This is a genomic window from Rhodococcus indonesiensis (genome assembly GCF_047782815.1).
Classification (GTDB): Bacteria; Actinomycetota; Actinomycetes; order Mycobacteriales; family Mycobacteriaceae; genus Rhodococcus; species Rhodococcus indonesiensis.
On the sequence record NZ_CP180630.1, the window covers coordinates 935,607 to 958,959 of the forward strand.

The 23,353-nt window shown below is 71.8% G+C and carries 8 protein-coding genes; 4 read left to right on the top strand and 4 right to left on the bottom strand.

Going from position 1 to position 23,353, the window contains the following annotated elements; genetic code table 11:
* Positions 1–126: 126 nt before the first annotated feature.
* Positions 127–7,848: an amino acid adenylation domain-containing protein gene (locus ACM26Y_RS04435; protein WP_416062750.1), complete on the top strand. Its 7,722-nt coding sequence runs from the start codon at positions 127–129 to the stop codon at positions 7,846–7,848.
* A 360-nt stretch (positions 7,849–8,208) separates the two neighbouring features.
* On the opposite strand, the gene ACM26Y_RS04440 is transcribed toward ACM26Y_RS04435, so the two are convergent.
* The 3 genes from ACM26Y_RS04440 to ACM26Y_RS04450 all read right to left on the bottom strand — a co-directional run bounded on the left by ACM26Y_RS04440 (position 8,209) and on the right by ACM26Y_RS04450 (position 10,548).
* Entirely contained in the window at positions 8,209–8,673 is a 465-nt protein-coding gene (locus ACM26Y_RS04440) for a GNAT family N-acetyltransferase (RefSeq protein WP_416062751.1), read from the bottom strand.
* Between the two features lie 161 nt (positions 8,674–8,834).
* Entirely contained in the window at positions 8,835–9,719 is an 885-nt protein-coding gene (locus ACM26Y_RS04445) for a dihydrodipicolinate synthase family protein (protein WP_371383425.1), read from the bottom strand.
* A 40-nt stretch (positions 9,720–9,759) separates the two neighbouring features.
* The gene (locus ACM26Y_RS04450; RefSeq protein ID WP_416062752.1) at positions 9,760–10,548 is read right to left on the bottom strand and encodes an aldolase; all 789 of its coding nucleotides are present in this window, start codon (positions 10,546–10,548) and stop codon (positions 9,760–9,762) included.
* Positions 10,549–10,705: 157 nt separating this feature from the next.
* On the opposite strand from ACM26Y_RS04450, the gene ACM26Y_RS04455 reads away from it, so the two are divergent.
* Positions 10,706–11,314, top strand: coding sequence for a helix-turn-helix domain-containing protein (locus ACM26Y_RS04455; protein ID WP_416063612.1), 609 nt, complete (start codon positions 10,706–10,708; stop codon positions 11,312–11,314).
* A gap of 661 nt (positions 11,315–11,975) precedes the next feature.
* Here ACM26Y_RS04455 and ACM26Y_RS04460 read toward each other — a convergent pair.
* The gene (locus ACM26Y_RS04460) at positions 11,976–12,518 is read right to left on the bottom strand and encodes a hypothetical protein (RefSeq protein WP_416062753.1); all 543 of its coding nucleotides are present in this window, start codon (positions 12,516–12,518) and stop codon (positions 11,976–11,978) included.
* Positions 12,519–12,988: 470 nt separating this feature from the next.
* On the opposite strand from ACM26Y_RS04460, the gene ACM26Y_RS04465 reads away from it, so the two are divergent.
* Both ACM26Y_RS04465 and ACM26Y_RS04470 read left to right on the top strand, forming a co-directional pair.
* Positions 12,989–13,999, top strand: a complete 1,011-nt coding sequence (locus ACM26Y_RS04465) for an ABC transporter substrate-binding protein (RefSeq protein ID WP_289377531.1) — start codon at positions 12,989–12,991, stop codon at positions 13,997–13,999.
* A gap of 77 nt (positions 14,000–14,076) precedes the next feature.
* Complete coding sequence (locus tag ACM26Y_RS04470; protein ID WP_416062754.1) at positions 14,077–23,352, top strand: amino acid adenylation domain-containing protein; 9,276 nt, start codon at positions 14,077–14,079, stop codon at positions 23,350–23,352.
* The last annotated feature ends 1 nt before the right edge of the window (position 23,353 follow it).

Genomic DNA, 23,353 nt, shown 5'->3' on the forward strand with positions numbered 1-23,353 from the left:
CCCGACCCAGCAGAACATATACGGTTAGCCTAACCTTTGGTATCGTCACGTTTCGCGCCGGACCGACCTCACGGCTCGTGATGCGATACGGCACAGTCGAATTCGACCGTAGAAAGGGGATCGATCGTGCCCACGTCCGGCCTGTCGACCTCGGAGTTTCCGCTGACGCGGGCCCAGTCCGGCGTGTGGTTCGCCCAGCAGCTCGACCCCGCGAACCCCGTCTTCAACACCGCGGAATGCGTCGAACTCCGCGGCGAGGTCGACGTGGCTGCCGTGACGCGCGCGGTCCGGGAGACCGTCGCCGAGGCCGAGGTGCTGACCGCGGCCTTCGTCGCGCAGGCCGACGGGTCGGTCGTCATCCGTCCCGGCGCGCACGAGCCGCCGGACCCCGCCGTGGTCGATCTGCGCGGCGAACCCGACCCGGAAGCGGCCGCGCGGCGCTGGATGCGCGAGGACCACACGCGCGTACTCGACCCCGCGCGGGAACTCTGCCTGCGGGCCGCCGTGCTCCGGCTCGACGACCGGCACGCGATTCTCTACCTGTGCATCCACCACCTGGTGATCGATGCCTACGGCTTCGGACTGCTCACCCGGCGCATCGCCGAGCGCTACACCGCCGACGTGCTCGGACGCCCGGTGCCGCCGGCGAGGTTCGCCCCGCTCGCCCCCGTCGTCGCCGAGGAGGCCGCCTACCGCGCGTCCGCGGACTTCGCCGCCGACCGGGACTTCTGGGCCGGGTACCTCGACGGCGCCGAGGACGCCGTGGCCCTCGCCGACGGTCCCGGCGGGATCGCCGTCCGCTGCCGGGGTCTGCGTCTGACCCTGACCGCCGAACAGCAGCAGGGACTCTCGCGGCTCGGCAAGGCCATCGGGGCGAGCTGGGGCGACGTCGTCACCGCCGCTGTCGCCGCGTACCTGCGGGCCGCGACCGGACGCGGCGACGTGATCGTGGGATTTCCGGTGATGAACCGGCTGGGCAGCGCCGCGGCGACCGTACCGATGTCCGCAGTCAACGTCGTACCGCTGCGCCTGCGTCCCGACCCCGCCCGCACCCTCGCCGACCTCGTCGGCGATGTGCGCACCGCGGTGGCGGACTGCCGCCCGCACCACCGCTACCGCGGGGAGGACATCCAGAACGACCTCCGGCTGCCCGCCGGCTCCCGGGGCGTCGTCGGGCCCTCCGTCAACGTCAAACCGTTCGGCGACAGGTTGCGTTTCGCGGACCTGCACGCCGCGGTGCACTCCGTGGCCCGGGGTCCGCTGCAGGACTTCATGGTCACCGTGCGGCCGCTCGACCACACCGGTGGCCTCGAGATCTGGGTCGACGCGGACGCCGACGCCTACACCGCCGACGACCTCGAGCGGCACGCCCGCCGGCTCGAACTGCTCCTCACGCAGGTCGCCGCGCTCACCGACCCGCACCGGCCGCTGGCGCGGCTGCAGATCCTCGACCCCGGCGAGCGCCGCCGCCTCCTCGTCGAGCGCAGTGGCGACGACCTGCCGGTGCCTGCGGGCCTCACGCTGCCGGACCTGCTGGCCGCCCAGGTGGCCCGCGACCCGGCCGCACCCGCGGTGCGCGATGCGGCCACCGCCCTGACCTTCGGTGAACTGGCTGCGCGCTCGCGCCGCCTCGCCCGTCATCTCCTGAGCCTCGGGCTCGGCCCGCAGCGGCGCGTCGCCGTCGCACTGCCGCGCCGCGCCGACACGCTGGTTGCGCTGTTCGCCGTCCTCGAGGCCGGTGCGACGGGTGTCCCGCTCGACCCCGACCATCCCGCCGAGCGGCTCGCCCACGTGCTCGCCGAGACCGCGCCCGGTGTCGTGCTCACCGGCGGCGACGGCGCCGCACGTATCGCCGAGATCTCCGGCACCGCGGGCCTGCCCGATCCGGTGAACCTCGACGGACTGGACCTGTCCGGCTACGACGCCGAGCCGCTGACCCACGCCGACCGCGGCCGCCCGCTGCACGAGCTCGACGTCGCCTACATCATCCACACCTCCGGTTCGACCGGGCGGCCCAAGGGCGTGGAGGTCCCGCACCGCGGCGCCGTCAACCTGTTCCACAGCCACCGCGAGCGCGTCTTCTCCCGGGCCCGCGCCGAGGCCGGCCGCGACCGCCTGCGGGTCGGGCACGCCTGGTCGTTCGCGTTCGACGCCTCGTGGGGCCCGCACCTGTGGCTGCTCGACGGGCACGAGCTGAGCATCGTCGATGAGGTCACCCAGCGTGACCCGCACCGGCTCGCCGAACTCGCCCGCAACGAGGGGTGGCACTTCGTCGAACTGTCGCCCGCGCAACTCGAGCAGATCGTCGAGGCCGACCTGCTGCCCGACGTGCCGACCCTCGGGTTCGGCGGCGACGCCGTCACCGACACCCTGTGGCGACGCCTGCGCGACCGTGCCGCGTTCAACTTCTACGGCCCCACGGAGGGCACCGTCGACGTCCTCGTCGCCGAGGTGGGGGACGCGGCGGAACCCGTGATCGGCCGGCCGGTGGCGAACCTGCGCGCCTACGTGCTCGACGCCGCGCTGAACCCGGTGCCGGAGGGCGTGGACGGCGAACTGTACGTCGCGGGCCCCGGCGTGGTGCGCGGCTACCTCGGCGCGCCCGGCGCGACCGCGGCGCGGTTCGTGGCGAACCCGTTCGGCGACAACGAAAGCCGCATGTACCGCACCGGCGACGTGGTGCGGTGGACCGCGGACGGCCACCTCGTCTACCGCGGCCGCCGGGACGACCAGGTCAAGATCCGCGGCTTCCGCGTCGAACTCGGCGAGGTCGAGGCGGCTCTGCAGGAGCTGCCCGGCGTCGCGCGGGCCGTCGCCGTGGCGCGTCCCGACCCCACCGGCACCGCGCGGCTCGTCGCCTACCTGGTGGGCGGTGACGGTGACGCGGCGGCGGCCCGCGAGCGCGTGGCGCGGCGGCTGCCGGCGCACATGGTGCCGTCGGCGTTCGTGTTCCTCGACGCGCTGCCGCTCACCTCCAACGGGAAGGTGGACCGCACGTCGTTGCCGGAACCGGACTTCGGGGCCCTCGTCGGCGGCCGCGCGGCCGCCACCGAACGCGAACGCGTGCTGTGCGCCGTGTTCGCGGACGTCCTGGGCCTCGAGACCGTCGGCGTCGACGACGACTTCTTCCTCCTCGGCGGTCACTCCCTCACGGCGGCCAAGCTGATCGCGAAGGTCCGCGACGCGCTCGGCGTGGAACTGCCGATCCGCACCGTCTTCGACCACGCGACCGTCGAGGCCCTCGCCGCTCAGTGCCCGGACGGTGCTGCGGCCCTGCGGATCCCGCTGCGACCGGCCGAACGCGGCGACCACGCGCCGCTGTCGGCGGGGCAACAGCGGCTGTGGTTCCAGTTCCGGCTCGAGGGTCCGAGCCCGACCTACAACGTGCCGCTGACGCTGCGCCTGCGCGGTGTCCCCGATCCGGTGGCGCTGCGCGACGCGGTGCGCGCGGTACTCGACCGGCACGAGGTCCTGCGCACCGTGCTCGAGGACCGCGACGGCGTCGGCCGGCAGCGCGTGCTCGCCGCACCCGGCGTGCCGTTCACCGCCCGCACCGTCGCGGCGGCCGACCTGGACGCGGCGGTGGCGGCCGAGGCGCGGCACGCGTTCGATCTCGAACGCGAGATCCCGATCAGAGTGGCGCTTTTCGACGGCGGATCCGCGGGGGCTGTGCTGCTGGTGCTCGTGCACCACGTCGCCGCCGACGAACTGTCCGCCCCGATCCTGCTGCGCGAACTCGGCGCCGCCTACGCCGCCGGAAGCGCCTGGGCGCCGTCGCCGCTGCCGGTGCAGTACGCCGACTTCGCGGTGTGGCATCGCGAGATCCTCGGCGGCGTAGGCGGACTCGCGGCCCGGCAGCTGGACTACTGGCGCGCCCGGCTGGACGGGATGCCCGAGGAACTCGCCCTGCCCACCGACCGGCCGCGCGGCGCGACGGCCACGTTCGCGGGCGGCACGGTCGAACGGACGGTCCCGCCGCACGTCGCCGATGCGCTGCGGGCCGTCGCGCGCGGTGCGGGCGCCACGATGTTCATGCTCGTGCACACCGCGGTCGCTGTCGCCCTCGCGCGCAGCGGCGCGGGGGAGGACCTCCCGATCGGCTCGCCCACCGCGGGCCGCCCCGCCGCCGAACTGGACGGCCTCGTCGGGTTCTTCGTCAACATGGTGGTGCTGCGGACGGACCTCTCCGGCGATCCCACACTCGCCGAACTGCTCGCCCGGGTCCGCAGCACCGACCTCGACGCCTACGCCAATCAGGACCTGCCGTTCGACCGGCTCGTCGAGGCCCTGAACCCGTCCCGCAGCGCCGGCCGGCACCCGCTGTTCCAGGTGCTCGTGCAGCACCGCACCCCGCCGGTCGTCGACGCCTTCGCCGGCCTGGAACCGCGGGTGTCCACCGTCGACACCGGCGCCGCCCTGTTCGACCTGACCTTCGACGTGATCGAGGACGGGAACGGTGGCCTGCGGGTGCGGGTGGAGTACGCGCGGGACCTGTTCGACGCGGCCACCGCCGACGCGCTCGCGGGGCGCGTGGTGCGTGCCTTCGAGGCGCTCGCGACGGATCCGCGGACCCGGCTGTCCGCGCTCGACCTGCTCGCCGACGACGAACGCGACCGTCTTCGCTCCGGCAGCCCGTACGTATGTATGGACGAGATCGAAGACGTCGGCGCGGACACCCTGGGTGAGCTGTTCACCCGCCAGGCGCGGCGCACCCCGACCGCGACCGCGCTGGTCACCGCCACCGGGACGCTCACCTTCGGGGAACTGCACGCCCGTACCAGTCGGCTCGCGCGGCATCTGATCCGCCGCGGTGTGGGACCCGAGACGGTGGTCGGGCTGATGCTGCCGCGCGGCACCGACGCGATAGTTGCGGCCCTCGCGGTGTGGCAGGCCGGCGGCGCCTACGTGCCGGTCGATCCCGGGTACCCGGCCGAACGCATCGAGCACATGCTCGCCGACTCCCGGCCCGTCCTCGTCCTCGACGAGGCCGCGCTCGCCGCGGTGGACCCGACGCTCCCGGACACCCCGCTCGAGCCGGGCGAGCGTCCCGGCGCCGTCTCCGGCGACGGAGCCGCCTACGTCGTCTACACCTCCGGTTCGACCGGCCTCCCCAAGGGCGTCGTGGTGCCGCACCGCGGCGTCGTGAACCTGGTCGCGACCCAGCGGCGCCGGACCGTCGGCCGTGCGGAGGACCGGCCGCTGCGGGTGCTGCTGACCTACGCGCTGTCGTTCGACTCCTCGATCGATCCGTTGCTGTCCATGCTGGCCGGGCACGCGCTGTACCTGCCGGACGCCGACCTGCTCGCCGACGCCGCCGCCACCGTGGACTACGTGCGAGCCCACCGCATCGACGCCGTCGACTGCGTACCGCTGCTCATGACCGAACTGCTCGCCGCCGGCCTGTGCGATCCCGCGGCACCGCACCGGCCGGGCCTGCTCGCCGTCGGCGGGGAGGCCGTGTCCGCGGACCTGTGGTCGACGCTCGGGTCGATCGACGGGGTGCGGGCGCTGAACATGTACGGCCCCACCGAATGCACGGTCGACGCCACCGTCGCCGAGATCGGCGGAGCGCGCCCGCACCTCGGGGCGCCGATCGACGGCGCCCGGGTGTACGTGCTCGACGAGCGCCTGCGTCTCGTGCCGACGGGTGTGGCCGGGGAGTTGTACGTCGGCGGGCCCGGTGTGACCCGCGGCTACCTGAACCGCCCCGGGCCGAGTGCGGCCCGCTACGTGGCCGATCCGTTCGGTGCCTCCGGAATCCGCCTCTACCGCACCGGCGATCGGGTGCGGTGGCTCGACGTCGGTGGCGACCGCCCGGTCCTCGAATACCTCGGCCGCAGCGACGATCAGGTCAAGATCCGCGGGTTCCGCATCGAACTCGGCGAGATCGAGACCGTGCTGTCGACGCACCCGTCGGTCGCGGGCTGCGTGGTCGTGGCCCGGGAGGACGAGCCGGGTCGACGCCGGCTCGTCGGCTATGTCGTCGGCGCGGCACCCGACCCGGAGGCGTTGCGGCAGCACGTGTCCCGCCGCCTGCCCGAGCACATGGTGCCGGCCGCGATCGTGGTGCTCGACGCGTTCCCGATCACCCCGAACGGCAAGGTCGATCGGCGGGCGCTGCCCGCTCCGGTCTTCGCACCCGCCGGTGCGTCCCGCGCCCCGGCGAACGACCTCGAGCGGCGCCTGTGCGCGGTGGTGGCCGAGGTGCTGCACCTGCACGCCGTCGGTCCGGACGACGACTTCTTCTCCCTCGGTGGCGATTCGATCGTCTCGATCCAGCTCGTGTCGCGTGCTCGCGCGGCGGGACTGCGGTTCGCCGCGCGCGACGTGTTCGAACACCGCACCCCGGCGGGCCTGGCCCGGATCGTGCAGGTCGACCCGGTGGCGGAGGCGACGGATCGGACCGCGGCCCTGGGTCTCGTGCCCGCGACCCCGATCGTGCACGACCTCCTCGACCGCGGCGGTCCCTACCGGAGCTTCGCCCAGTCCCGGCTGCTGATCGCACCCGCCGGGCTCGACCTCGCCACCCTGGTGGGCGCGGTGGGCCGAGTGCTCGCGGCACACGACGCCCTGCGCGCCGTGTTCGATCCGGCCGCACGAACCTTCGACATCCCTCCGGTGGAGGCGGTCGTTCCCGCCACGCTCGTCACCCGGGTGGACATCGCCGGACTCGACGAGCGGGCGCGCTCGTCGGTGCTGTCCGAGGAGACCGACGTCGCATGCGCCGCTCTCGATCCCGAGACCGGCGCGATGCTGCGGGTGGTCTTCTTCGACGCCGGGCCGGACCGTCCGGGCCGGATCCTGGTGGTGATACACCACCTGGTGGTCGACGGGGTCTCGTGGCGGATCCTGGTCCCGGACCTGGCCGCCGCGTGCGAGGGCACCGAACCGGCCGGCGGGGGAACGCCTCTGCGTACGTGGGCGCGGGGACTGCTGGAGCAGGTTCCGGCGCGGCGCGGCGAACTGGCATTGTGGCGCCGCGCCCTCGAACCGGCCGGATGCGTGCGAATCGCCGGGCGGGGTGTGGATCCGGCGCGTGACACGCTGGCGACGGTCTCGCGGGTGCAGGTGCAGGTTCCGGCGTCGGTGACCGAGGCGCTGCTGACGACGGTGCCGGAGCGTTTCCGCGCCGGGGTCGACGACGTGCTGCTCACCGCCCTGGCGCTGACGGTGGGCCGGGCGTGCGGCGGTGGGGCGGTCCCGGTGGACCGGGAGGGGCACGGACGCGAGGAGCAGGTGGTGCCCGGCGCCGACCTGTCCCGCACCGTCGGCTGGTTCACCACCCTGTATCCGGTCCGTCTCGACGTGTCGGGGGTGGACCTCGCCGAGGCCTTCGCCGGTGGGGACGCCGCCGGCGCGGCGCTCAAACTGGTCAAGGAGCAACTGCGGGAGATCCCGGACAGCGGAATCGGATTCGGCATGCTCCGGCACCTCGATCCCGAGTCCCGGACCGAACTCGGGGCCGCGCCGGCAGCGGAGATCGGGTTCAACTATCTCGGCCGGCTGACCCTCGGTGAGGGGACCGGCGCGCCGTGGACGGCCGCTCCGGAGGCCGACGTGCTCGGTGGCGCCACCGACGACGCGATGCCGGTGAGCCACGCGATCGAGGTCGGTGCCGTCACCGAGGAGACGCCGGCCGGACCGGTGCTCCGCGCGACGTGGGGCTACGCCACCGGCGTCGTGCCGGCGTCCGTCGTCGCCGAGTTGGCGCACGGCTGGGTCGCGGCACTGTGTGCGCTCGCCGACCACGCCGCGCGCGACGACGCGGGCGGCTTCACGCCCTCCGATCTGACGCTGAGCGACCTCGACCAGTCCGAGATCGACGAGTTCGCACTGGAGTTCGGATGAGTTTCACCGCCCTGGGCAATGAAGCACGCGGCATCACTGATTCGGGCCGTCCACCGCCGGGTGACGACGTGCTCTTCGATCGCCCGCCGGTGGACAGCAGATGCGCTGGAGCGCGAGTTCTGTATCCGAGTCCCGACTCGGCAGCGTGGCCGGTCTCTCGGCGTCGAATCCTGCCCGCGGATCGGTCCACGCCACGGCCGAGATGTGGAACGCACGACGGGAACCCCCCGGCGGAGTGCCGCTGCGCGGCCGGATCGGCGGTGCTGGGGCGGCGGGGCAAGGGAACGACTCGCATCTTGCCGCCCCAGCACAGGCGCCACTCGAAGGGTCTATGCAAGGAACCCGCTCATGGGGCAGTGATCATCTCGCCGTGGGCTGGGCTTCGTAGGTGACCCAGTTCGTTCGTGTGGCGAGGGTGTTGTAGAGCGCCTGGGCTCGGTGGTTGTCCTCGGCGGTCACCCACTGCACCACGGCGCGGCCCTCGGCTGCGGCCATCTCGGTGAGACACTCGATCAGTGCACGTCCGACACCCCGGCCCCGGGCCGCGGGGTCGGTGAACAGGTCGTCGAGGAAGAGACCGGTGGTGCCGGTGTAGGGCGAGGAGAAACGACGGTGGTGTGCGAACCCGAGGATCTCGCCGTGCGCCTCCGCGACGAGCGCCTTGCATTCGTGTCGGGGATCCATGAACCATCCCCATGCGCGGGAGACGACGTCCTCTGACTCGGGCAGCTTGTAGAACGTGCGGTATTCACGGAAGAGGACGCGCCAGCGAGTCTCGTCGGCGGGGGCGAGCGGTCGGACCGTCGTAGGGGTGGTCGTTGCCAATTCGGTTGCTCCTGTATGTGTTCGAAGATCTCGGGTCGAGCGGTACCAGTGCGTAGTGTCCGCGGGCCCTGCGCCTGCGAAGTTCGATGCGGGATGCGCTGCGCCCAGCGAGCGGCAGCGTTCGAGCAGTGCTGCGCGGAAATACGAGCGGTGGTGGCCCGTCACCGGCAGGCGGCGATGAGCTCCTCGAGTCGGGTGGTTTCGGGTTCATCGAGGGGAAGCAGGGGCCGGCGCGGCGTTCCCGCCTCGACGCCGACGCTGCGCAGGCCCGCCTTGATCGTGGCCGGAAGCCCGCGGCTGACGATCATGTCGAGGAGCGGACGGAGCCTGTCGAAGAGTTCGGCCGCCTCGTCCTCCCGGCCCGTGGTGATCGCGCGGTGGAACTCGACGATCCGGTGCGGGATCAGGCACGGTGCCGCCGTGCACCAGCCTGCGGCCCCCGCCTGAAAGGCCCTCTGCGCCAGCGGGTTGCTGCCGTTGAAGAACGCAAGTGTGTTGCCGCTGAGTTCGTTCAGGCGGTGCATGCGCGCAATGTCGCCGGTGGACTCCTTGACCATCGTGATGTTCTCGACGGTGGTGACGAGGTCGAACAGGAACTCGGCGGTCATGTCGATGCCGGTGGTAGCTGGGTTGTTGTAGACCATCACCGGGATTCCGATCGATTCGGCGAGGGTGGTGAAGTGCAGCCGGACCTCTTCCTCGGTGAGGCGCCAGTACGAGGTGGGCAGCGCCATCACGGCCGTGGCGCCGAGGCGTTCGGCGATCTGCGCGCGACGGATCGTGCCGGCAGTGGTCAGGTCCGAGACTCCGACGACCGTCGGCACCCGGCCGTCGGTGTGCTGGATGGTTTCGGTTGCGACGGTGATCCACTCGTTGTGGTCGAGGTAGGCGCTCTCTCCGGTGCTCCCGAGAGGCGCGATCGCGTCGACGCCTGCATCGATCATGCGGTCCAGCAGCAGGTGCAGGATGTCCACGTTGATCGTGTCGGGGTCTCGGTTGTCGAACGGTGTGACGGGGTATGCAACGATTCCGCTGATTGTGGTCAAGGTGCACTCCAAGAGGGATTCGGATGGTGGGTGGCCGGGGTCAGTGACAGTCGATCGCGTCCGGGTGGGAGCGCAGGGCCTTGCGTGCGTAGTAGCCGAAGTTGGCGTCGCTGCGGCGTGGGGTGAGGGTCCAGTCGTGGGCCTCTCGCGCCAGCCGTGGGGGAAGGGGCTTGATCTCGCCGGCCGCCATCGCGAGCAGTTGCAGGCGGGCCGCTCGTTCGATCAGGTGCGCCAGCGAGCACGCCTCTTCGATGGTTGATCCGACGACGAGTTGGCCGTGGTGGGCGAGCAGGATCGCGCGCTTGTCCCCGAGCGCGGCAGAGATGATTTCGCCCTCCTCGTTGCCGACGGGAACTCCCGGCCAGTCCGGCAGGAACGCACAGTCGTCGTAGAGCGGGGCGACGTCCATCTGCGAGACCTGCAGGGGGATCTCGAGCATGGACAATGCCGCCGCGTGCAGCGGATGCGTGTGGACGATGCAGTTCACATCCGGCCGTGCCCGGTAGATCCAGCTGTGGAACCGGTTGGCCGGGTTCGCCATGCCGCTGCCTTCGAGAACCTGGAGGTCCTCGTCGACGAGGAGCAGGTTGCTTTCGGTGATCTCGTCGAAGCCGAGACCGAGCCGCTGTGTGAGGAAGGTCCCCGGTGCCTCGCCGCGCGCGGAGATCTGGCCCGCCAGACCGGAGTCGTGTCCGGCATCGAACAGAGCCCGGCAGGTCAGGGCGATCTTCTGTCGGTCCGTCCACTCAGCTGCCGTGACCTCGGTGCGCATGGTCTTCTTGGCGGTCTCCATCAACTCGGCTTTGCCGAGATTCATCGTTGTCGCCATCCTCGGGGCTCCTTTCAACAGGGACAAGTAGATGACACATACAGCACTATAGGACACAAGGTGTCATATAGTGCAACCTGGTGATGTGGTCGGTAGGGTGGGCGTGTGCGGGGACGCCTGTCTTCGCGGGCGCAACCGAGAGGGAGGTGTGGACACGATGGCGGCGCTACTGCGGTCGCATCGACGCCGGGCGGGGTTGACCTTGGAGGCCCTCGCCGAGGGCACCGGGCTGACCAAGAGCTACCTGTCGAAGGTCGAGCGAGGGATCAGTACACCGTCGATCGCGGTGGCGCTGAAGATCGCGCGGGCCCTGAACGCCGATGTCAGTCAGCTGTTCTCCGACAGCCCCGACAACAGCATGATGACGGTCGAACGGCGAGGTGAGCGCGCGCAGGTCGACGAGCGCGACGGGAGTGCGGTCTACGACGCCGTCGCCACCCGCATGATCGGTAAATCTATGCAGCCGTTTATTGTTCACCCGACGACGCAACTCGGATCCGACTACATGGAGCACCCGGGTGAAGAGTTCATCTTCGTCAAAGAGGGGGCTGTCGAGGTGAGCATCCCCGATCAGGTGATCACCCTGGACGAGGGGGACAGCCTCTACTTCGACGCGAATACCCCCCATCGCGTCCGATCGGTGTCGCCGTCACGCGCCGTGCTGATTGTGGTCGTCCACGACCGGGACGGCGAAAGTGCCGACGCCGCGCCGGCGTCGAAGTCCGCGCAGCGTTGCGCGCCCACAACGTCGACGTCCGGCAACTGAACGCCGCCTCTCCCGACGGTGTCCCGGGTCGAACGGCCGGCACGCCGGCCCTGAGCTGCTCGACGACCTCGACGGCACAGCCCACGACGTGCACGACTGTTGCCGTCGGGAAATGCGTCACCGGCGCTCTCGTCGGAGTGTGTCGGGTCGATCTCGGACAGTTGCCGAAGTGGCACCGGCATGACTGTGGACAACGCGATTTCCGGGCGAGGATCGCTCTCCTGTTGCGGCACTTCATCATTCGCCTACCTGCTCGGCGGATTCCGCCGATGTCCCCCGTTCGGGGCGGTGAGCCCGTCCAGCAGGCCGGAGAACCCGCACGCAGCAGGATCGTTCAGGTGGTCGAGGGGTGACGTGATCCTCTCGGCCTCGTCGAAATGAGGGGTCTCGGGAATCTGGGGATACGAGCCCTTCGGTGAGCCCGTCGCGCAGATGTAGTCCGGAGGGAGGCGACCCGGCCGGTCAGGCGCCCATCAGGGCCAGACAGCTACCGATGCTCATCGCGCCGTCGTGCCAGGATCGGGCGGTGCCGCCCTGCCGTCGGGTGCCGCACGGCGTTCACCTCCGACCGCGCCCCATGAATGCTTCCGGGAACCTCACCCGGCCAGCCCGGGATCGGCAGAACGACTCCGTGATCTGTTCTCGGGCCGGACTCGCAGCATCAGTTGATCGTGAGGTTTCTCGAAGTACGGAAGTGCCCGGCAGCCCGCACGGTCATGATCAGTCCTATCAGGGCCAGTCCTGCTGCTCGACTACCGCGATCGTGGAGCCTGTTCGAACACACCCGCTCGAGCTCACTCTGCGGAATCGGACGAGACTGCCCTGCGAGCTCGTCCGATCCGGCAATCGTGACTCTCAGTTCGTCGGCGGGCACCGGATTGATGACGGATCCGCAGACAACCCTTCGCGGCCCGACGCTGTCGACCGGGACCGAGAAGGTCGCAAGCAGCGCCCATCCGATCATGGCTAGCGCCATGACGACCAGCACTGCGCAGCTCGAGCCGAACAAGATCGCGTATCGACCGCGTCGACGCCGCTTCCACCAGAGATAGGAAACCGCCGATCCTGCGCCGAGATACATCAGCCATGCCCACCAGCCGAAGAGGACGAGCAATGCGTATGCGAACAAGAGCGTGATGATCCAGAAGGCCGCAGTCAGCCACTTGGTACGCGATCTCGCGCGTTGCCGGTTCCTGAGCGCCACCGAATCATTCTCCCGGGCGTGTGCTGATAACCAGCGGAGATTCGGTACCCGGCGAGTCTGTACCCCGGGGACGCCCCTCGGAGATCGCGTCATCGAACCTTGGCACCTGACTCCCGGTTCGTAACGCAGCAGTTCGGAAACCGAAAAGACAGACTGAGCCCACAGACTGAGCCCTGGGAACGTGTGAGTCAGGGAACAGGGAGTCACGCCTGCCGGCCTGGGGGCGCGCCGATGCTGTGCCGGCCGGAGCGGTGGTATGAGGCGGGGCGCCGTCGCGGAGGGGCGGTGCGTGTGCGGCTGAGGTGGTGGCGACGCGGTGGGCGGGGGAGCCGGCGGCTCGGACCGACGCGATGTGTGTAGAGGGGCGCCGTGGTCCGGGGACGTAGCGCTTGGCGCGCAGAGTAGGTTCGGTTAGCCTAACCAACTGAGCTCGGGCGGATGCCCGGCGAACAGACATGTGGGAGTGAGCGATGCGGGTTGAGGGACTGGGCCGGGTGCGCCGCGCCGCGGCGATCGGCGCGGCGGCGATGCTGGCGATCGGCCTCGCGGGATGCGGCAGCGACAGCGACGCCGGTGAGGAACCGAGCGCCACGCGCACGTTCGAGGCGCAGAACGGGTCGCTCGAGATCCCGGCCGATCCGCAGCGCATCGTCGCCTGCGGGTACGCGGTCCTGCCGCTGCTCCAGGCCGAGGCGAACCTGGCTGCGGCCTGCGAATGGACCCGCGAGCTCGACAACATGGACGCCGAGACCGCGGCCGCGTACGAGGCCCTGCCCAAGGTGGCGCCGGACGGCGCCGTGAGCGAACTCGACTACGAGGCCGTGGCCGCCGCCGCGCCCGACCTGATCATCATGGGCGTGCCCGCGCGGGTGCAGTCGCAGCTCGACACGGCCAAACTCGAGGCCCTCGCTCCGGTGGTCTTCCTCGGCCTGACCGATCCCGGTGACTGGCGCGTGCTCGGCGAGCAGTACGCCGACGCCGCCGGCGTCTCCGAGGAGTACGGCGAGTACAAGGAGCAGTACGAGGCGCGTGCCGCCGAGATCGCCGGCAAGTACCGCGGCACCCTCGGGAACCTGACCTTCGCCGGGGTCTGCAACGTGTGCGGTACCGAGCCGGGTGAGTTCTACCGCGAGTACGCCTCCTCGTACACCACCAACCTCTTCCAGGACCTCGACCTGCAGTTCCCCGGTCAGCCCGCCGACCCCGAGGCCGTGCACGGCGAGTACCTCTCCGTCGAGGAGATCGGCCGGAACCTCGGGGACGTCGACGTCATCGTCTACGGCGTCGAGGCCGACGGTTCCGTCTCGCCCGAATTGCAGGAGCTGATGGCCTCCCCGCTGTGGCAGGCCCTGCCCGCCGTGCAGGCCGGTAACCTGGTCCCGGTCCGGCACTCCCACGCCGCGACCTACGAGACCGCGCTGCTCGCACTCGATTCCATCGATCAGGCACTCGCCGCGTTGCCCGCGAACCAGCAGCAGTAGCCCTCCCGGCACCCACGGCCCCCGCGTCCGGCGACCCGGGGGCCGTGCTCGTCGCACACCCGCTCCGTTAGGCAGACATGACCCGCACCTCCGCGCTCGAAGACATCGTTCCCCTCTCGCCGCTGCAGCAGGGCCTGCTCTACCTCAGCACCGTCGCCGCGCCCGACGACGCCGCCCTTGCCGCCGGAGCCGTCGAACCGGACGCCTACACCGTGCAGTCCGTGCTGCACCTGACCGGACGGGTGGACGAGGACGGACTGCGTGCCTCCGCGCAGGCGCTGCTGGAACGGCATCCCGCGCTGCGCACGTGTTTCCGTCCCCGCAAGGACGGCCGCACCGCCGGATTCGTCGTACGTGGCATCGAAGCCCCCTGGCGCAGCGTCGATCTCACCGGACTTCCGGTCGACGAGTCCGAGCGGCGTCTCGCGGCTCTGCTCACCGAGGACTTGCGGGACTGGTTCGACCTCACCCGGCCGCCGCTGATCCGCTGGCTGTTCGTGCGGTTCGGGTCCGATGACGTGCGGCTGGTGCTCACCGCCCACCACATCGTCGTCGACGGCTGGTCCACCCCGATCCTGGTGCGCGAACTCCTCGAGATCTACGCCGCCGGCGGCACCGCCGCCGGGCTGGCCCCGGTACGGCCCTACCGCGACTACCTCGCCTGGCTCGACCGGCAGGACCACGACGCCGCCCGCGCGCTGTGGCGCGAATCCCTCGACGGGCTCACCGAACCGAGCCTCGTCGCCCCACCCGGCGCCACCCGCGCCACCACACCCTCCGCCGCGCTCGCCGTCGACGTGCCGGCCGGGCTGCACGACCGGCTCACCGGCCTCGCCCGCGACGCCGGGGTGACCCTCAACACCGTCCTGCAGACCGGCTGGGCGCTGCTCCTGTCCGGACTTCTCGGCCGCGACGACATCGTCTTCGGCGCCACCGTCTCCGGACGACCGCCGGAACTGACCGGCGTCGAATCCATGGTCGGCCTGTTCATCAACACCGTGCCCGTGCGGGTACGGCTCGATCCCCGCGCCACCGTCACCGAGCTGCTGCGACAGGTGCAGCTCGCACAGTCCCGCACCGTCGACCACCAGTACCTCGGCCTCGCCGAGGTCCAGCGCGAGACCGGCCTCGGGGAGTTGTTCGACACCCTCATCGTCTTCGAGAGCTACCCCGTCGACCGGGACGCACTCGACCGGGCCCAGCGCGCGGGCGGGGTCACGATCGCCGCCGTCGAGGGCCGCGACGCCACCAACTATCCGCTCGTGCTCACCGCGGGCGTCGCCGAGACCCTCGTCATGACCCTCGACTATCGGCCCGGTGTGTTCACCGCGGACGACGCCGCCGCCCTCGCCGGCCGTCTCGTCCACATCCTCGGCGCCCTCGCTGCTGGACCGGACCGCCCGGCCGCCGGGCTGGACGTGCTCACCGGCGCCGAGCGCGGCCGCGTCCTCGGGACGTGGTCCGTCGCACCGGCCGCGCCCTCGGACGGCACCGTCGCGGGACTGCCCGACTCCGCGGAGCCCGACACCCCCGCGGTGGTGTGCGGTGCCGACCGGCGCACCTTCGCGGAACTCGAAGCGAACTCGGCGCGGCTCGCGCGGCTGCTGATCGAGCTCGGTGTCGGACCCGATGTGCTCGTGGGCCTCGCGCTGCCGCGCTCTGCCGTGACCGTCGAGGCCCTCCTCGCGGTGCTCGCCGCAGGCGGTGCGTATCTGCCGCTCGACCCGTCGTACCCTGCGGAGCGGCTCGCCCACATGGTCGTCGACGCCCGTCCGAGCGTCGTGCTCACCACCGGCGCCGTCGCCGCAGAGCTCGGAGCGTGCCTCACCGGTGCGCACGTCGTCGTGCTGGATGATCCGGACGTGCAGGCCCGGCTCGCCGCGCTGCCCGCCGCCGCGGTCACCGACGCCGACCGTCGCCGGCCGATCCGCCCCGGTCACACCGCGTACGTCGTCTACACCTCCGGCTCCACCGGCCTCCCCAAGGGTGTCGCCGTCACCCACGCCAATCTCGCCGATCTCGTTGCCGCGCAGCGGGAGACGATCATGCGGTCGGCGTCCGGCACATGGCGGGTGCTGCTCACCTACCCGTTCGCGTTCGACTCGGCCGTCGCCGCCCTGACCTGGCTGCTGTCCGGGCACACCCTGCACGTGCTGCCCGACGAGCACCGCACCGACACCGCATTCGTCGTCGACTACGTGCGCACCCACCGCATCGACCACGTCGACTGCGTGCCCGTGCTGATGAGCGGACTGCTCGATGCCGGACTGCTCGACGGCGACGACCACCGGCCCGCCAAGGTGACCGTCGGCGGCGAGGCCGTCGGGTCGGCGCTGTGGCAGCGGCTCGGTGCCGCGGACGGCGTCGAGGCCTACAACTGCTACGGCCCCACCGAATGCACCGTCGACGCCGCATACACCCGCATCGGCGGCGACACCGTCACCATCGGCGGCCCGACCCCCGGCACCCGGCTGTACGTGCTGGACCGGTGGCTGCGACCGGCACCGCCCGGTGTGGCCGGGGAACTGTACGTCGCCGGCGGCGGTCTCGCCCGCGGCTACCTGGGACAGCCCGGCCGGACGGGGGAGCGGTTCGTCGCCGATCCGTTCACCGGGGAGCGGATGTACCGCACCGGTGACATCGTTCGGTGGCTACCGGACCCGGTCGACGCTGAGCGCGGCGCCCTCGAATACGTGGGCCGCGCCGACGACCAGGTCAAGATCCGCGGTTTCCGGGTCGAACTCGGCGAGGTCGAGGCCGCGCTGGGTGCCGTGCCGGGGGTGCATGCTGCCGTCGTCGTCGCCCATACCGACGCTCGCGACGTGCGCCGCCTGGTCGGCTACGTCACCGGCACGGCGGACCCCGGGGCCGTGCGCGCTGCCGTCGCCGCCAGGCTGCCCGACTACCTGGTGCCCGCCGCGATTCTGCCGCTGCCGGTACTGCCGACCACCGCAAACGGAAAGGTCGATCGAAAGGCCCTGCCGGAGCCGGACTTCGGCGCCCTCGCCGGATCCGGTGCGCCCCGCACCGACACGGAGGCGACGCTGTGCTCCGCGTTCGCGGAGGTCCTCGGCCTCGACCGCGTCGGCATCGACGACGACTTCTTCACCCTCGGCGGAGATTCCATCGTCTCGATCCAGCTGGTGTCCCGCGCACGTGCCGCCGACGTGCGGATCACCGCCCGTCAGGTGTTCGAACTGCGCACCGTCGCCGCGCTCGCCGCCGCCTGCGAGTCCGACACGGTCACCGCACAGCCGTCGCGGCCCGTCGTCGCAGCCACCGGCCCGGTCCCGCTCACCCCGATCGTGCGCGAAACTCTCGACCACGGAGGGGATCTGCGGCGCCTCGCGCAATCCCGCCTGCTCGTCGCTCCGGTCGGACTCACCGAAGCGCACCTCGTTGCCGCCGTCGGCGCGCTGCTGCACACCCACCCCATACTGCGCTCCCGTCTCACCACTGCCGGGGAGGATGCGGAATGGGTTGTCCCCGAGCATGTTCCGGGTCCCGAGACCGCGGTGCGCCGCATCGACGCGACAGGCCTCGGCGGCCCACGGTGGCATGCGCTGTTCGAGGCGGAGCGTGACCGCGCCCTGGCGGAACTCGACCCCGCGGACGGACGGATGATCCGGGTGCTGTTCCTCGACGCCGGCCCCGGCGCCGCGGGACGGGTGTTCGTCGTCGTGCACCACCTCGTCGTCGACGGCGTGTCGTGGCGGATCCTCGTCCCCGACCTCGCGGCCGCCGTCGATCAGACGCGGCGCGGCATCGCACCGGAACTCGATGCGGCCGGCACCTCCTTCCGGGACTGGGCGCTCGGGCTCACGGCGGCCGCCACGTCCGACGGTGTCGCACGGTCCCTGCCGCGCTGGCAGCAGATCGCCGGCAGCGCCGAGCCGCGACTCGGTGCCCGCCCGCTGGATCCGGCACGCGACACCGTCGCCACCGCCCGGTCGCGTGAGGTGCGGGTCCCCGCGGCGGTCACCGAGAAGGTGCTCACCACCGTGCCTGCCGCGTACCGGGCGGGCGTCGCGGATGTGCTGCTCACCGCCCTCGCGCTGGCCGTGACGTCGGTGCGCGGCGGCGACCGGCTGCGCGTGCACCTCGAAGGTCACGGCCGCGCCGAACACGTCGTGCCGGGCGCCGACCTGTCCCGCACCGTCGGCTGGTTCACCACCCTGTACCCCGCCGTGCTCGACGTCTCCGGCATCGACCCGCACGAGGCCCTCGCCGGAACTGCCGCAACCGGGACCGCGCTCGCGCAGGTCAAGGAGTCGCTGCGTGCCTTGCCCGACGACGGCATCGGATTCGGGCTGCTGCGCCGGCTCGCTCCCGAGGGAACGCGGAACTTCCCCGGATACCGTTCTCCCGATGTGATGTTCAACTACCTCGGCCGGATGACGCTGGGGGAGAACATCGGTCAGGCGTGGTCCACCGCGCCGGAGACAGGCGCGCTCGGCGGGGCCGTCGATCCCGGCACCCCGCTCGACCACGTCCTCGACGTCAACGCCGTCACCGAGGACGGCCCGGCCGGACCCGAGCTCGTCTGTGAATTCACGGCGGCGGAGGTCCTCGACGAGGAAACCCTCACCCTTGTCGCCCGTCGCTGGGTGGCGGCCCTCGCCGCGCTGGCCCGGCACGCCGACGACCCCGGTGCCGGCGGTCCCACCCCGTCGGATCTGACCTATAGTGGACTGACCGTTCCCGAACTGGGATCGCTCACCACCGAACTCGGCCCGATCGACGACGTCGTGCCGCTGACGCCGTTGCAGCGCGGCATGTTCTTCCTCGCCGGTCTCGACGGCGGCGCCGGAACGGACGTGTACTCGATGCAGACCGTCCTCGATCTGCACGGTGATCTCGACCGGGACACTTTGCGCCGCAGCGCCGCCGCGCTGCTGGACCGGCACGCGATTCTGCGGACCGGGTTCCGGACCACCGCGGCGGGCGACCCGATCGGAGTCGTCCTCCGGGATCCGGGCCTGCAGTGGACGCACATCGACCTCACACCCGCCTCCGGCCCCACCCCCGACCCCGTGGCCGTGGCCGTGGCCGAATGTCACATCGCGTCGGTTGGATCGACCCGATGTGACATTCGGTCGGTGGAGGAGCGCAGCGACGAGCTCGTCGCCGCGGACCGCGCCACCCGGTTCGACGTCGCGGCCGCGCCGCTGGTGCGGTTCACGCTCGTGCGTCTCGCGCCGGACCTGCACCGGTTGATCTTCGCCGCGCACCACCTGCTGCTCGACGGGTGGTCGTCGCCGCTGCTCGTGCAGGAACTGTTCACCCTGTACGGGGCGGGGGCCGATCCGGCGGCGCTGCCCACGGTCCGGCCGTTCACCGACTATCTCGCCTGGCTGGGCGACCGCGACACCGACGATGGACTGCGGCGCTGGACCGAGGCACTCGCCGGGGTCGAGGAACCCACGCTGCTCACCCCCGCCGGCTCGTCGCTCGACGCCACGCTGCCCGTCGAACTCCCCGTGCCGGTACCGGCCGGACTGGCTGCGGGACTGCAGCGCCGCTGCCGCGAGCTCGGCGTCACCGTGAACACCGCGGTGCAGACCGCGTGGGCGGTCCTTCTCGGCGCCCGGCTCGACCGCACGGACGTGACCTTCGGTGCCGTCGTCTCCGGCCGCGTCCCGGACCTGCCCGGCATCGAGACGATGATCGGTCTGTTCATCAACACCGTGCCCGTACGCGTCGCGCTGCGCCCCGGCGAGCCCACCGACGATCTGCTCCGCCGCGTCCAGGACGAGCAGAACCGGCTCCTCGATCACCAGTACGTCGGACTCGCCGACATCCAGCGCGCCGTCGGCGTCGGAGAACTGTTCGACACCCTCGTCGTGTTCGAGAGCTACCCGATCGACACCGACGCCCTCGCCCGGGCGCAGCGTTCCGGCGGCCTCGACGTCACCGACGTCCGCGGCCACGACGCCACCAACTTCCCGCTTGTGCTCGTCGCCGGACTCGACGACGAGCTCGCCCTCACCCTCGAATACCAGCGGGCGCTGTTCACCGCCGACGACGCCGAGGGGATCGGCCGCCGGCTCGTGCACCTCCTCGAACAGTTCGCCGGCGACCGCCCGCGGCGCGTCGCACAGCTCGACATCCTCGGTCCGCCCGAACGGGAACGGTGGCACGAGCTCTCGTCGACCGCTCCGGCACCGTCGAGCGGGCACGCCACCGTGCCCGACCTGCTCGCGGCGCAGATCGCCCGCACCCCGGACGCGATGGCCGTGGTGTGCGGGAACGAGCGCCTGACCTTCGCCGAGCTCGGCGCCGCCGCGGGGCGGCTGGCACGGCGGCTGATCGACGCAGGCGTCGGACCCGAGACACTGGTGGGTCTGGCCCTGCCCCGCTCGGCCGAGACGATGGTCGCGATCTGTGCCGTGCACGCCGCCGGCGGCGCCTACGTGCCGATGGACCCGTCGTATCCGGCCGAGCGCCTCGCCCACATGGTCGGCGACTCCCGGCCGCGGGTCGTGGTCACCGGCGGAGCCGTCGCGCACACGCTGCGACCGGTGCTCGGTGCAGTGCCGGTGCTCGATCTCGACGACGAGGCGGTCCGTGCCGACCTCGCGGTCCGTCCGGCCGCCCCCGTCACCGATCGCGAGCGAATCGCACCGCTGCGGCCCGAGCATCCGGTGTACGTCATCTACACCTCCGGCTCCACCGGACTTCCGAAGGGTGTGGCGGTCACGCACGCGAACCTGCTCGGCCTGTTCGACAGCCACCGCGCCGACCTGTACGTACCCACCGTGGCGGCGGCGGGCCGGCCGAGCGTGGGGGTCGGGCACGCGTGGTCGTTCGGGTTCGACGCCTCCTGGCAGCCGATGCTGTGGTTGCTCGACGGGCACGCCGTGCACGTGTTCGACGAGGACACCGTGCGTGACCCCGAGGCGATGGCCGGATACGTCGCCGAACACGCCCTCGACTTCCTCGAGGTCACCCCGTCGTTCCTCGACCGGATGGTCGCTGCCGGGCTGTTCGACGGCGAGCACCGCCCCGCCACGGTCGGATTCGGCGGTGAGGCCGTCAACCCGGCGCTGTGGCGGCGGCTGCGGGAACTGACCGACGGACGTGCGTTCAACCTCTACGGGCCCACCGAGTGCACCGTCGATTCGCTCGTCGGGCAGGTCACCGACGCCGAGACCCCGTGCCTGGGCCGGGCCGTACACGGCGCCGCCGCCTACGTTCTCGACCGGATGCTGCGCCCCGTGCCGGTCGGCGCCGCGGGTGAGCTGTACGTCGCCGGATCCGGCGTCGCCCGGGGGTACCTCGGCCGTCCCGACCTGACCGGCACCCGCTTCCTGCCCGACCCGTTCGGTCTGCCCGGCACCCGCATGTACCGCACCGGCGACGTCGTGCGCCGGGTCCCGGCCGGCGACGGCCGGGTCACCCTCGAGTTCCTCGGCCGTGGCGACGACCAGGTCAAGATCCGCGGTTTCCGGGTCGAGCTCGGCGAGGTCGAGGCGGCGCTGACCGCGGTGCGCGGGGTGCGCGACGCCGTCGCCGTCGCCCACACCGACGACCGCGGCGTGCGCCGGCTCGTCGGCTACGTCGTACCCGACGGCGACGTCGACCCCACCGTCGTGCGGGCCGTCCTCGCCGAGCGGGTCCCGGACTACCTGGTGCCGGCCGCGGTGCTCGTGCTGGCCGCGTTCCCCGTCACCGCCAACGGCAAGGTGGACCGGAAAGCGCTGCCGGAGCCGGACTTCGGTGCACTGGCCGGCTCGGGTGAGCCGCGCACCGAGCGGGAGGCCGCGCTGGCGGACGTCGCCGCCGAGGTGCTCGGCGTGGACCGGGTCGGCATCGACGACGACTTCTTCGCCCTGGGCGGCGACTCGATCGTCGCCATCCAGCTGGTCTCCCGCGCCCGGGCTGCCGAGATCCGGCTGACGGCCCGTCAGGTGTTCGAGCTGCGCACCGTCGCGGCCCTGGCCGGGGTCGACGAACCGGACGTCCCGGCGCCGGCGATGGCCGCGACGGGTGACGTGCCGATCACCCCGATCGTGTGGGAGGCCCTCGCCCAGGGTGGCGACCTCGCGCGGTTCTCGCAGGCCCGGCTGCTCGTCGCACCCGTCGGTCTCACCGCCGACGTGCTCGGAACGGCCGTCGCGGCGCTGCTCGGCACTCATCCGATGCTGCGGTCCCGGTTCGTCGTCGCCGACGGCGTGCCACGCTGGACCGTTTCCGAGGACGCACCCGGCATCGAGACACTGGTGCGACGGGTCGACGTCACCGGCCTCGAGGACGAACGGTGGTCGGACCGTTTCGCCACCGAGCGCGAAACAGCGTACGGGGCACTCGATCCGGAAGCCGGCGTGATGATGCAGGTGATCTGGTTCGACTTCGGGCCGGACCGCCCCGGCCGCGTGTTCGTCGCCGTGCACCATCTGGTGATCGACGGCGTGTCGTGGCGCATCCTCGTCCCGGATCTGGCAGACGCCGTCGAACAGGCCGCACGCGGCGAGACCGTCGCGCTGACGCCGCCCGGCACGTCGTTCCGGGCGTGGGCGACCGGACTCGCCGAGGCCGCGCGTTCCGAGCGGGTCAGGACCTCGCTGCCCGCATGGCAACCCGCGGTCGATGCGGTCGAACCACCGCTCGGCGCTCGGCCGCTCGACCCGGTCCGCGACACGGTCGCGGCGCTGCGCTCGACGCACGTGCGGGTCCCCGTGCCCGTCACCGAGGACGTCCTCGCCTCCGGGGCGGTGAACGAGGCCCTGCTCGCGGCGCTTGCCGTGGCGGTGGCCTCGGTCCGTGGCGGCGACGTCGTGCGCGTCGAACTCGAAGGCCACGGACGCGAGGAGCAGATCGTGCCCGGGTCCGACGTCGCGCGCACCGTCGGATGGTTCACCTCGATGTTCCCGGTGGCGTTGAGTCTGACCGGCGTCGACCCCGAGGACGCCCTGGCCGGAGCGGCTGCCGCGCATGCGGTCCGCACACGCGTCGCGGAAGCGCTGAAAGCGCTGCCCGACAACGGGATCGGATTCGGTCTGCTGCACCGTCTCGCCCCGGACCCTGCCTTCGACGACTATCGACGACCGCAGGTGGTGTTCAACTACCTCGGCCGGATGACGCTGGGGGAGGACACCGGCGCCCCGTGGTCCGGCGCGCCCGAGGCCGTCGCGCTCGGCGGTTCCGTCGACCCGGCCACCCCGCTCGACCACGTCCTGCATGTCGACGCCGTCGTCGAGGACACCGCGGAAGGCCCCGTGCTCGACTGCGAATTCGCCGCGCCCGCCGAGGTGCTCGACGAGCACACCGTCGACCTCGTGGCCCGGCGCTGGGTCCAGGCCCTGACCGCCGCCGCCCGCATCCCCGAACCCGTTGCCACCGAAAAGGAGTGAC